Genomic DNA, 12,306 nt, shown 5'->3' with positions numbered 1-12,306 from the left:
GTAAACCAGTCGTTACCCACATATCTCCAAGGAGGATTTCGATATGAAGAAGGTCATTTGCGCGATGCGGGCCGCTTTCGGTGTGCGCGGTTCGGCCAACAGCATCGGCGGCTGGCGTTGGCTGACCTACCACAACATCTGATGTGGTAGCGCCAGGGGCGGCCGCGCGCCGCCCCTGGTTTGGATGTGCGTTTCGACGATCGGTTCATGAAGCAGCGGCTGCGCAGCGACGAAGGCGCGCGTGGCGCAAACAGCATTCGCGACGGCCGCAAAGCGGACGCCGCATACAGGCACTGCGGCGCGCGGAGCACGGTTCGCTCGGCGCGTCGCGGCGCAAACGCAGTCGGTACCCACATATCCCAAGGAGGATTCGATATGAAGAAGGTCATTTGCGCGATGCGCGCCGCTTTCGGCATTCGCGGTGCGGGCAACAGCATCGGCTGGCGTTGGGTGCACTACCACAACATCTGATGCGGTAGCGCCCAGGGGCGGCCTGGTGCCGCCCCTGGTTTCCGGGCGCACCGGTCATCGAAGAATTCGCGGCGGCCGTCATGCGGACGCCGCAACCAGGCACCACGGCGGGCGGCGTAGGACGCCACCGATCGCCTTGGCGCAAACGCTGTCAGTCCACCATCCATATCCAAGGAGAGCTCGATATGAAGAAGGTCATTTGCGCGGTGCGTGCCGCTTTCGGCCTGCGCGGTGCTTCGCACTGCGGCATCACCACCTGGCGTTGGGTCATGTACCACAACATCTGAGTGGTAGCCGGGGGCGGCCAGCGCCGCCCCCGGGTTCGGATCGGCCCCACTACAGCCAAGGACGCGGACCATGCAGGACACGAAGATCTTCGAAATCCCCTCGGTGCAGGCGTTCCGGCGCCGGCTGCGGGAGGAGGGCCCGGTGTTCCAGCTGCAGGAACAGGCGCTGGTGATCTTCGACCCCAAGATCGCCGAACGCGTGGAGGCGGAGAACTACGCCGATCTGACCATGCTCGACGGCTTTTCCGATGTGGTGCGCGGACGCGAGAGCGAGGCGGTGTCCTGGCACCAGGTGCGCGGCGCCTGGCTGACCCAGATGCGCACGCTGACCAGCGCCGAGGGCTTCCGCCGGCTGGCGCAGCGCATGCAGGGCGTGCTCGACGCCGAAGCCGGGCGCGAGCAGGACTTCGTCTGGCTGGCCGAGCGGGCGATGCTGGAGCCGCTGATTCCCGCGATCATCGGCGGCTTGTCGCCGCGCGCGCACAAGCGCGTGGTCGACGAGGTGCTGTCCAAGGTGGCGCTGGTGCTGTCGGACATCGACGCGCACCGCTGCCCGCCGCTGCACCGCTCCAAGATGTGGCTGTACCAGTTCGTCAGCAGCGTGGAAGTGCGCCGCGAGCTCAAGGGCCGTGCCAGCGGCAAGCGGCCGCGGCAGCAGGACCTGACCGACCCCATGGTGGACATGCTGCCCGACCTGGGCGTGGACCGCGCCACCGATGCGGTCACCGCGCTGCTCACCGCGATCACCAGCTCGCCCGGCGCGGCCGCGGCCTGCTTGTTCTACGAATGGCAGCGTCAGCACGAGTGGCGCGAGCGCATGACCGCCGAGCTGTCGGCGCACACGCTGGACGCGCTGTGCGAATCGCCGGTGCGGCTGGCGCCGGTCACCGCGCGCTTCGTCAAGGAGATCCTGCGCATCTGGAGCTCGCCGCCGATCGTGACCCGGCGCGTGCGCGGCGACATCTGCCAGGAGCAGGTCGACCTCAAGACCGATCAGGTCTACGTGCTCAGTTCTTTCTTCGTCCATCACGACCAGACCACCTGGTCGGACCCAGAGACGTTCAATCCCGACCGCTGGCTGGCCGAGAGCCGCGAGCAGTGCCCGCACGGCAGCTACGTGCCGTTCGGCTGGGCGCCGAAGTCCTGCGTGGGCGCCAACCTGGGCTTGGGCCAGCTGATCCTGATGGCGCACCTGCTGGCCACGCGCTATCGGCTGGACGTGCGTAACCCGGACGAGGCCAAGATGGCCATCGCCTCGGTGATCCGGCCGATGGATTTCCATGGCCAGGTGCGGCGTGTCTGAAGCGGGCGACGGAGCGGACCCATGCGCGATCTGACCGAAGGCTCGATCCCCCGTCACCTGCTGCGCATGTTCGGCGTGCTGATGCTGAACTCGCTGGCGGGCACGCTGTTCGCACTGATCAACGTCTACTGGCTGGGACGGCTGGGCCCGACCGCGCAGGCCGCGGTGACCCTGGCGGCGCTGCCGATCATGCTGGTACTGGTACTGCTGCCGGTGTTGAGCATGGGCGCCGGCGTGCTCATGGCGCATGCGGTCGGCGCCAAGGACCGCGAGCGTGTGGACCGCATCTTCAACGAGGCGCTGGGCGCTTCGGTGCTGGTGTCGGGCCTGGTCGCGCTGGTGGCGTGGAGCAATCGCGGGGCCTTCAGCGGGCTGATGACCTCCGACGCGGCGACCGCGGCGGTGATCGCGTCCTACTACGCCTGGTTCATTCCCTCCGTCGCGATCCAGATTCCGATGCTGGTGTTGGCCTCGCTGCTGGAGTTCACCGGCAACGTGCGCGCGGGCGTGATCGCGCAGACCTCCACCGTGGCCCTGGGCGCGGTGCTTACGCCGGTATTGATGTTCGGCTGGCTGGGCGCGCCGGCGATGGGCGTGGACGGCGCCGGCCTGGCCATGCTGTTGGCCTGCGCGCTGACCATGCTGGGCCTGCTGCTGTACTTCGCGCGCAAGGACGCTTACCTGCGCCTGCGTCCGTCGATCTGGCTGAGACGGCCCAGGGAACTGGGCGAGGCGCTGAAGATCGGCGTGCCGGCCGGCCTGGGCGCGGGCGTGATGAGCGTGTCGCTGATGACCGTGGGCCTGCTGCTGCGGCCGTTCGGTCCGATCGAGCAGGCCGGCTTCGCCATCGGCCAGCGCGCGTTCCAGGCCGGGCTGATGCCGGTGACCGCGCTGGCCGGCGCGGTCTGCATCCTGGTCGGGCAGAACTACGGCGCAGGCCGACGCGACCGCGTGCGCGAGACCCTGCGCGCGGGCTGGAATTTCGCCGCGGTGCTGCTGCCGCTGCTGCTGCTCGCCTTCGTCGGCGGTGCGCCCTGGATCGCCGCGAGTTTCTCCAGCGACCCCGGCGCGGTCGCGGCCAGCACCTTGTTTCTGCGCATCACCGCGCTGGACCTGGTGCCGCTGTGCCTGGCCGGAATCGCCTTCGCCACCTTGTCGGGCATGGGCAACACGCGCGCCGGCTTGAAGGCCCAGCTGCTGCAGGTGGGGCTGTTGATCGCGCTGGCGGGTAGCCTGTCGCAGCTGGCGGGCTTCCGTCCGCACTGGATCTGGATCGCGATGGTCGTCGCCGGCGCCTCGCAGCTGCTCATGGCCTGGCGGTTCCTGCGCCGCGAAGGCGGCCTGCTGCGCGCGGCACCTGCAGACGACGTGCAGGCCGCACCCAGCGGCGAGGCCGCCTAGCGTGGCGGCCGTGCGCGAGCAGGGCTACACCGCGCAGCGCCTGGCCGGCAACGGCCTGAACGTGCTGCACCTGCCATTGCGCACCGCGCCGGTGGCGTTGCTGATGCTGACCTACGATGTCGGCAGCCGTCACGAAAGCATGGGCACGCGCGGCGTCAGCCACATGCTCGAGCACATGATGTTCAAGGGCAGCGCGCGCTACCACAAGGGCGAGGGCCGCTCCATCCACCAGCTGCTGCTGCCGCTGGGCGCGCAGGTCAACGCCACCACCTGGTACGACCGCACCAACTACTTCTCGCTGGTGCCCCGCGACAGCCTGGACCTGGCCGCGGACATCGAAGCCGACCGCATGGGCGAGCTGCGCCTGGATGCGGACGAGTTGGACACCGAAATACAAGTGGTGTTGAACGAATACGACCGCTGCCTGAGCGATCCATTGGAACAGCTGCACCAGGCGGTGTGGCAGGCGGCGTTCCCGCAGCATCCCTACGGGCGGCCGGTGCTGGGCGTGCGCGAGGATATCGCCGGCTTCCGGCGCGAGCAGTTGTACGCGCACTACCGCCGCCACTACCGGCCCGACAACGCCACCCTGACCGTGATCGGCGACGTCGACGTCGATGAGGCCATGGCGATCGCGCAGCGCCGTTTCGGCGACATCGAACCCGGTGGCGCGATCGCGGCCGTCGAGGCCGCGGCGCCGCCGCAGGACGGCGAGCGCCGCGCCAGCGTGAGCGGCTTGGGCGCGCCCGGCATCGTCATGCTCGCCTATCGCGCGCCGCCCGGCCTGCACGCGGACGCCGACGCGCTGGAACTGCTGGGCGCGATTCTGGCCGGCGGCCGTTACTCGCGCCTGCATCGCCGTCTGGTGCCGGCAGGTTTGGCGCTGGAAGTCTGGCCGAGCCTGTCGCGTCTGCGTCAGGCGGGGCTGTGGCAGCTGGGCGCCGTGCTGCACCCGGAGGCCGAACACGGACGCCTGGAGCAGGCCATGCGCGAGGCCTTGGCCGAGGTGGTGCGCGACGGCGTAAGCGAGGAAGAACTGACGCGCGCACGCGCGCGCATCCGCGGCCAGCTGCTGACGTCGCGCGACGGTCCGCTGGCCATCGCCATGCAGTTGAACGAGGCCATCGCCGCCGGCGACTGGCGCAGCTACGCGCTGGCGCCCGAGCGCATGGCCGCGGTGACCGCGACCGAAGTGGCGCGGGTCGCGCGCGCCTACCTGCGCGAGGACGCGCTCACCGTGGGCTGGCTGGCCGACGCCGAGCGCTTGGAGCCGGCGGCATGAACGCCCTACCGCGCCAGGCCGGTCCGCAGGTGCTGACGCTGGCGCTGCCCAACGCGCATTACTACGGCCTGCGTGCGGCGGTGCCCGGCGTGGCCGCGCTGCAAGGGCGGTTGCGCACCGGCGCGGTCCGCGATCCGGCGCAGGCGGCCCTGGCGCGCCTGACCGCGGCGCTGGTGGCCTATGGCGGGCGGCAGCACGAAGGCATGGACTTGGCCGAGCGCATGGAAAGCTGCGGCGCCAGTTACTCGGTCGAGGCCGAAGACGAGGGCCTGCGCTTCAGCGCACGCGCCGGCAACGACGATCTGCCGCAGGTCGCCGACTGGCTGTTCGAGTGCCTGCGCGCGCCGGAGTTCGACCAGGCCCAGCTGGACGCCGAGCGCGGCCGGCTGATCGCTGAGTTGGACTATCAATCCATCGATCCCGGCTTTGCGGCGGCGGGCGCGTTGACGCGCCTGCTGTACCCGCCGGCGCATCCCTTGTACGAGGCCGACGCGCCGCTGCAGATCGCGCACCTGGAAGCGGTCACGCTGGAGCAGGTGCGCGGCTACCATCGCCAACGCTACGGCGCCAACGAACTGCGCATCGCGGTGGTGGGCGACGTCGATCCTGCGCGGGCGCTGCGCTGGATCGAGCGCGGCACCGCGGGGTGGGCGCCGACCGCCGTCGCATCGGGCACGGGTAGTGCCGATGCGGTGCCGGCGCAAACCGAAGACCTGCAACTGCTGCTGCCGGAGCAGGACAGTTACGGCATCGCCCTGGGCCAGCGTGTGGCCTTGGGACGCACTCATCCCGATTACCTCGCGCTGCGCCTGGCCGACCGCATGCTCGGCGGTTCGTTCGCCTCGCGCCTGGTCGCGCAGGTGCGCGAGCAGCACGGGCTCAGCTATGCCTTGCGCTCGTCGCTGGTAACGCCGCACCGCGGCAGCGGCCACTGGCAAATCGCGCTGTCGGTCAGTCCGCAGCATCTGCAGGCGGCGCTGGCGGCCACGCGCGCGGTGATCGCCGAATTCGCCGACGGCGTGGGCGAGGAAGAATTCGCCACGGCGCGCCGCGCCGCGATCGGTGCCTACCAGATCGGTCTGGCCACCTTGGACGGCCTGGGCGAAGCCTTGCTGTCCGCCGCCGAGCAAGGTTGGGAAACCGACGATCTGCTCGCTTACGAACGGCGCATGAGCCGGATCGGCTGGGCGCAGCTGAACGATGCGATCGCCGAGCACCTGCGCCCGCAGCAGTGGCGTGGCGTGGTCGCCGGCCCGCACCAGGGCTGAGCCTGCCGCGGCTGCGGGCTTGAACCGGTTGCGGGCGGCCCCACCTCGGAGGGGTCAGCCTCGGAGCAGCCATGGACCCCAGCCAAAACCCCAATGTCTTCCACGCCACCACCATCGTCTCGGTGCGGCGCGACGGCCACGTCGCGGTTGCCGGCGACGGTCAGGTGACGTTGGGCCACACGGTGATGAAGGGCAACGCGCGCAAGGTGCGGCGCCTGGGCCGCGACGGCCAGGTGCTGGCCGGTTTCGCCGGCGCCGCCGCCGACGCCTTCACCCTGTTCGAATTGTTCGAAGCCAAGCTGGAAAAGCACGGCCAGCTGACCCGCGCCGCCGTCGAACTGGCCAAGGATTGGCGCACCGAGCGCCGCCTGGGCAAGCTCGAGGCGTTGCTGGCGGTGGCCGACCGGGAAACCTCGCTGATCATCAGCGGCACCGGCGATGTGATCGAGCCCGAGGACGGCATCATCGCCATCGGTTCGGGCGGCATGTACGCGCTGTCGGCCGCACGCGCGCTGCTGGCCCACACCCAGCTGGACGCGCGCACCATCGCCACCGAGGCCATCGGCATCGCCGGCGACGTGTGCATCTATACGAATCGCAACGTGGTCGTGGAAGAGCTCTAAGTCGTGATGAGGCCCACCCCCTGGCTTTGGCTCGTCATCCCCGCGAACGCGGGGATCCAGGGCTTCATCCAGGCACGACTCTGAAGTCCTTGGATTCCCGCCTTCGGGGGAACGACGAATCGGAACGGCGCCGGTCGCCGCAGCTTTTACGAATCACGAATCGCAAATGACCAATCACACCTCCTCCACCATGACCCCGCGCGAAATCGTGCAGGAACTGGACCGCCACATCGTCGGCCAGCATGCCGCCAAGCGCGCCGTCGCCATCGCCCTGCGCAACCGCTGGCGGCGCATGCAGCTGGCGCCGGACCTGCGCAACGAGGTCATGCCCAAGAACATCCTGATGATCGGCCCCACCGGCGTGGGCAAGACCGAAATCGCGCGGCGCCTGGCCACCTTGGCCAACGCGCCCTTCGTCAAGGTCGAGGCCACGCGCTTCACCGAGGTCGGCTACGTCGGCAAGGACGTGGAGCAGATCGTGCGCGACCTGGCCGATACCGCGGTCAAGCTGTACCGCGAGCAGGCCAAGCACCGCGTGCGCACCCAGGCCGAGGACCGCGCCGAGGACCGCATCCTCGACGCGTTGCTGCCCAAGCGCATCCCCGGCGGCTTCGGCTTCGGCGCCGAAAACCCCGCGCAGGACCACCAGGCGCCCGACAACGACACCCGCGCCAAGCTGCGCAAGCAACTGCGCGCCGGCGAACTGGACGAGCGCGAGATCGAGATCGAAACCGCGGTCAACGTCGGCGTGGACATCATGGCGCCGCCCGGCATGGAGGAAATGGGTCAGCAGCTGCGGCAGATGTTCTCGCAGGTCGCCGGCGGCAAGACCCACAAGAAGCAGCTCACGATCAAGGCCGCGCGTCCGCAGCTGATCGAGGAAGAGGCCGGCAAGCTGGTCAACGAGGACGACGTGCGCCAGGCCGCGATCGAGGCCTGCGAGCAGCACGGCATCGTCTTCATCGACGAAATCGACAAGGTCGCCAAGCGCTCCGAGAACGTCGGCGGCGGCGACGTCAGCCGCGAAGGCGTGCAGCGCGACCTGCTGCCGCTGGTCGAAGGCTCCACCGTCAGCACCAAGTACGGCGTGGTCAAGACCGACCACATCCTGTTCATCGCCTCCGGCGCCTTCCACCTGGCCAAGCCCAGCGACCTGATCCCGGAGCTGCAGGGCCGCTTCCCGATCCGGGTGGAGCTGGGCGCGCTGAGCAAGGACGACTTCGTGCGCATCCTCACCGAGCCCAAGGCCGCGCTGACCACCCAGTACGTGGAACTGCTCAAGACCGAGGGCGTGAACCTGAGTTTCAGCGCCGAGGCCGTGGACCGACTGGCCGAGATCGCCGCCCAGGTCAACGAGCGCCAGGAAAACATCGGCGCCCGCCGCCTGCACACCGTGCTCGAGCGCCTGCTCGACACCCTGAGCTACGAGGCCCCGGATCGCGACGGCCAGGCCGTGGTCATCGACCGCGCCTACGTCGACGCCCACCTGGGCGAACTGGTCCAGGACCCGGACCTGAGCCGTTACATCCTCTGACCGGCGCCGGCCGCCGCGATCCGCGGCGGCCGTGTCATGTTTTCCCCGCCCGCCCCGACTATGCGGTGAGGGGAGCAGGGAACACCGGTGATGGACGAAGCCGCGAACGCGGTAGCCAGCGAAAGGGACGGGACCGCCGCGCAGGCGCACGGCGGCGCCGCCGTGCCCGATCTGGACAGCGTGCTGCGCGAGCATGGGCCCATGCTCGACCGCATCGCCGGCAGCTACCAGTCCGAACCGGGCCGGCGCGAGGACCTGCTGCAGGAGATCAGCCTGGCGCTGTGGCGTGCGCTGCCGGGCTGGCGCGGCGAGGCTTCGCTGCGCACCTTCATCGCCCGGGTCGCGCACAACCGCGCGATCGACTACCTGGCCCGGCACCGCCGGGTCGAGGACAGCCTGGACGAGACCCACCCCGATCCCGGCGACGATCCGCTGCGCCATGCCGAAGCGCAGCAGCGCCGGCGCAACCTGCTCGACGCCGTGCGCCAGCTGCCGCTGGGCCAGCGCCAGGTCGTGGTGCTGGCGCTGGAAGGCTTTTCGCTGCGCGAGACCGGCGCGGCATTGGGCCTGGAAGAAAACACCGTGGCGCAGCGGCTCAGCCGCGCGCGCCGGCAACTGCGCGACAGCCTGGGAGCCTCGGCATGAGCGACGCGGATTTCGATTGGACCGCCCTGGGCGACGAATGGCGCGCGCAATCCGGCGCCGGCATCGACGTGGACCGCCTGCGCGAGGAGGTCGGCAAGCGCGGGCGCGCGTTGCGCAAGGCGGTGTACGGCGAACTCAGCCTGACCGTGGCCACGCTGGCGGCCATCGCCTGGCTGATGCTCAAGACCGCGCCTTCGGACGCGATGCTGCTGGTGTTCGCGCTGCTGATCCCGACCTCGATCGGTTTCCAGGCCTGGTCGCTGTGGCTGCGCCGCCGGCAGCTGCGCGACGACGGGCTGGACGCCGCGGCCATGCTGGAATTGGAGATCGACCGCGCCAACACCAGCCTGCGCTACTGGCGCTACGGCACCTGGTTCGGCGTGCTGCTGATCCTGGTCGTGTTCGCGATCGTGATCGGCGCGCTGCCGCAGGAGCACGCACGCGACGTGCACGGCAACACCGGCGCCCTGGTCGGCGGCGGCCTGGGCGTGCTGGTCTCGGCCTGCATGGCCTGGTTCAAGGCGCGCCGCAACATCCCGCGCCTGGCCTACCTGCGCGAACTGCAGGAGCAGCTGCGCGACGGCTGATGAATAATGCTAATCCCAACTATAGGGTAGCCATTTGAAGTGTGCATCGGAGTGGTCTTCCGATGCTGAGGACAGTACATAGACGTTGTTGTCCCCAAAGGGAAAATCTTTTACGGTCAGGTCACCTGGGTCGAGAGTGGCAAGAATTATGCCGAATTCCGCCTCGATGCCGCTCAACATCCTCGTCATTCTGGACAGAGTACCTCCTCGTAGTCCAGATTTTGATCTGGATGTTTCCAGTTCAAACAGTATTTCTTGCTTGTTCTTCTTGAACAAAATATCAGGAATACCGTTTACGCCATAATCCCGGGTAGGCTCTAGCTCGATCGTGATGTCGGGATCTACGGCTTTAATGAATCCCGCCAAGTTGCCGATGATAGCTGGCTCGCGTAGACCTGAAATCTGCGTTGAGTTGTTTTCGAGAAAGAGCGTTATCAAGCGCAGCAGGTGATCTTGGAAATTACCCGCGGTCTCCGGCGATATTTCCACCTTCGCCAGCCTCTTGGTTTCTTCTTCGGCTCTTTGGGCGCTAAGTTTTTCGATAACTTGGTCGAGAAGAACAATTGCGAATGCTGCAACGCTAACAATAGCTAGCAGTGCCTCTTGTTCTTTGAATAGGAGCGTGTGGTCGTGAGTTGAAGGATTTCGCCATCCCTGTCGATAGTTTTTAAACAAATCCAAGACTCTATCGGTTAGGTGTTTTCCGTCGATAAGATGCTTTTCGATCTCGCTTGGCGACTTCTTCATGCCATTCGTCCCAGTTAGGACTACGTAGGCTTCTTTAAGCATTCCTTCGAACGCTTGATTCGTGCGGTAGATGGTGTCGTTGAATAAGTCTTGATCCGCACTTTCTCGTCCTAACTTTAGGTGGCGAGTTGCAACATGTATGTGGCGTATAGCCGCTCGGATCCCATCGAGGGTTTCTAGATCTCCGACCCCTTCCATCCGTAGATCAAGTTCTAAAAGAACGTCCATGTACTTCTCACGCCCTCTTTCCGTTCAGACTGCGGGAGCTTCCCACAAACGGCACGCGGGATCGTCCCGCGTGCCGCCTCTGTGCTTTAACGCGTTTCCAAGCGGGACCAGCCTTGCGGCGCCGCCATCGACGGCTTCAGCTCCAGCCCGGTGTCGAAGCGCAGCTCGCGCACGTCGATGGAGTAGGCCACCGCGCCGGTGCGGTCGCGGCCGACCAGCCTGAGCAGGGCGCCGGTCTTGTCGTCCACCCACATGCGGAACGTCGCGGCGCCGAGCTTCTCGCCCAGGTAGTCGGCGTGCTTGCCGGCGACCACGGTGGCTTCGCGGCCGAGCAGGCGCTGGCGGCCGGCGATGCGCACGTCCTCGGTGGACAGCCAGAAGGCGTAGTTCTGCGGGGCGATGACGTTGTCGGCGCCGATCGCGCCGCTGGCGTCGCCGCGGTGTACGAACACCGCCTCGCAACGCGCGTTGCGGTACACACGCGGGCCGCCGGGTGCGGGCAGGTCGGCCAGCAACGTGGTCTTGTAGGCCTTGGCCTGCGGATACAGGCTGAGGCTGCTGCCGTTGCGGGTGGCGTGCTCTTCGACCCGGTCCTGGCCGCGGGCGATGCGCACGAAGCTGCTGCGCTGCGTCCTGGACACTTCGAAGTCGATGGCTTCGTTCTGGCCGTTGTTGCGGAAGCGCAGGTCCACCGAACCGACGGCGTCGCGGTAGGCGTCGGGCGCGTCGAGCATGCGCTGCTGCAGCGCGGCGATGCGCGGATCGGCGGGCGTGGCGGACGGGCAGCGGCCGCTGAAGTCGCGATTGGCCTCGGTCACACGCGGCGCGGCGTCGGCGGCGGCGGCCAGGCCGTCGGCGTAGTACAGCTGCACGATGTCGGCGCCGTTGCGGCCGTTGCCGCTGGGAGTGACGGTGAACAGGTAGCCGCGACCGTAACCGGCGTAGTTCCAGCCGCCCGGTGCGGTGTTCTGGTTGATGACCGCGGTCTGACGGTAGGCGTTGCTGGTGTCGATCACGCCGTAACGCGCGTAGGCGTCGGTGAAGGCGCTGTTGTTGAGCCAGGCATAGAAGCTGTAGCTGCGCTCGACGCCGGGGAAGAACCAGCCGTACCAGCCGGTGTTGGTGGAATTCAGGCGGTCGTCGCCGTTCCAATCGCCGCGCTGGCCGCTGCGGTAAACGTAGTTCAGGCCGCCCATGTTGTCGCAGGGGTATTGCCCCGCGGCGCGGTCGTTGTCGCATTGGACGCTGCCGGCCCAGGCCGGGGCGGCGAACAGGCCGGTGGCGACCAGGGCGCAGGACAACAGCGCCCGCTTACGCATTGCGTTCATTCGATCTCCTTGTGGTACCACTGCATGGATGGACGCACCAATCCATTGATCACCCCTGCATCGGCAGGGTAACACTGTCGGACGACGGTGCGTGTCAGCGTGGACCACGCGGATCGCGCAGCCTGAGACCGCGTTTGGTTCAGTCTTCGCCTATGTCTTCGTTCCAAATCTCGGGGTGCTGTGCGATGTAGCCGCCGAGCATCTCGATGCATTCGCCGTCGTTGAGATCGACGACCTGGACGCCGCTCTCGCGCAGCCAGGCTATGCCGCCCTGGAAGTTCACCGATTCGCCGACCACCACGGTGCCGATGTTGAACTGGCGCACCAGACCGCTGCAGTACCAGCACGGCGCCAGCGTGGTGACCATGATGGTGTCGCCGTAGCGGCGCTGGCGCCCGGCCTTGCGGAAGGCGTCGGTTTCGCCGTGCACGGAGGGGTCGCCTTCCTGGATGCGGCGGTTGTGGCCGCAGCCGAGCAGGCGGCCGTCGTTGTGGTACAGCGCGGCGCCGATCGGAATGCCGCCCTCGGCCAGGCCCTGACGGGCTTCGGCGACGGCGGTGGCGAGCAGGGCGCGGTAGTCGGGGGTCGCGATCATGCGGAAA

12 protein-coding genes are annotated in these 12,306 nt (G+C 67.9%); 9 read left to right on the top strand and 3 right to left on the bottom strand.

From position 1 onward, the window contains the following. Nucleotides 1–207: 207 nt before the first annotated feature. From DX914_RS20060 to DX914_RS14115, 9 genes are all read left to right on the top strand, one after another. Nucleotides 208–471: a hypothetical protein gene (locus DX914_RS20060; protein WP_147300681.1), complete on the top strand. Its 264-nt coding sequence runs from the start codon at nucleotides 208–210 to the stop codon at nucleotides 469–471. Between the two features lie 357 nt (nucleotides 472–828). After that, nucleotides 829–2,061, top strand: a complete 1,233-nt coding sequence (locus DX914_RS14150; RefSeq protein ID WP_115859756.1) for a cytochrome P450 — start codon at nucleotides 829–831, stop codon at nucleotides 2,059–2,061. A gap of 21 nt (nucleotides 2,062–2,082) precedes the next feature. Next, nucleotides 2,083–3,462, top strand: a complete 1,380-nt coding sequence (locus tag DX914_RS14145) for an MATE family efflux transporter (RefSeq protein ID WP_115859754.1) — start codon at nucleotides 2,083–2,085, stop codon at nucleotides 3,460–3,462. 1 nt (nucleotide 3,463) lies between these two features. Beyond that, the gene (locus DX914_RS14140; protein WP_115859752.1) at nucleotides 3,464–4,744 is read left to right on the top strand and encodes a M16 family metallopeptidase; all 1,281 of its coding nucleotides are present in this window, start codon (nucleotides 3,464–3,466) and stop codon (nucleotides 4,742–4,744) included. After that, nucleotides 4,741–6,012: a M16 family metallopeptidase gene (locus DX914_RS14135; protein ID WP_115859750.1), complete on the top strand. Its 1,272-nt coding sequence runs from the start codon at nucleotides 4,741–4,743 to the stop codon at nucleotides 6,010–6,012. Before DX914_RS14140 ends, DX914_RS14135 begins: the two co-directional genes overlap by 4 nt. A 71-nt stretch (nucleotides 6,013–6,083) precedes the next feature. Next, nucleotides 6,084–6,635, top strand: coding sequence for an ATP-dependent protease subunit HslV (hslV, locus tag DX914_RS14130; RefSeq protein WP_115859748.1), 552 nt, complete (start codon nucleotides 6,084–6,086; stop codon nucleotides 6,633–6,635). A gap of 166 nt (nucleotides 6,636–6,801) precedes the next feature. Then, complete coding sequence (gene hslU, locus DX914_RS14125; RefSeq protein ID WP_115859746.1) at nucleotides 6,802–8,169, top strand: ATP-dependent protease ATPase subunit HslU; 1,368 nt, start codon at nucleotides 6,802–6,804, stop codon at nucleotides 8,167–8,169. 90 nt (nucleotides 8,170–8,259) lie between these two features. After that, a complete protein-coding gene (locus tag DX914_RS14120; protein ID WP_115859743.1) occupies nucleotides 8,260–8,814 on the top strand; it encodes an RNA polymerase sigma factor in 555 nt (184 codons plus the stop codon). Beyond that, the gene (locus DX914_RS14115; protein WP_115859741.1) at nucleotides 8,811–9,401 is read left to right on the top strand and encodes a hypothetical protein; all 591 of its coding nucleotides are present in this window, start codon (nucleotides 8,811–8,813) and stop codon (nucleotides 9,399–9,401) included. Before DX914_RS14120 ends, DX914_RS14115 begins: the two co-directional genes overlap by 4 nt. A gap of 9 nt (nucleotides 9,402–9,410) precedes the next feature. Here DX914_RS14115 and DX914_RS20055 read toward each other — a convergent pair whose 3' ends face one another. From DX914_RS20055 to DX914_RS14105, 3 genes are all read right to left on the bottom strand, one after another. Continuing rightward, the gene (locus DX914_RS20055; RefSeq protein ID WP_147300680.1) at nucleotides 9,411–10,376 is read right to left on the bottom strand and encodes a hypothetical protein; all 966 of its coding nucleotides are present in this window, start codon (nucleotides 10,374–10,376) and stop codon (nucleotides 9,411–9,413) included. 86 nt (nucleotides 10,377–10,462) lie between these two features. Further along, entirely contained in the window at nucleotides 10,463–11,704 is a 1,242-nt protein-coding gene (locus DX914_RS14110) for a hypothetical protein (protein WP_147300679.1), read from the bottom strand. 139 nt (nucleotides 11,705–11,843) lie between these two features. Continuing rightward, complete coding sequence (locus DX914_RS14105) at nucleotides 11,844–12,299, bottom strand: nucleoside deaminase (RefSeq protein ID WP_115860224.1); 456 nt, start codon at nucleotides 12,297–12,299, stop codon at nucleotides 11,844–11,846. Nucleotides 12,300–12,306 lie beyond the last annotated feature (7 nt).

The organism is Lysobacter silvisoli, from assembly GCF_003382365.1.
Lineage (GTDB): Bacteria > Pseudomonadota > Gammaproteobacteria > Xanthomonadales > Xanthomonadaceae > Lysobacter > Lysobacter silvisoli.
This window is presented reverse-complemented; position numbering and strand designations above follow the sequence as displayed.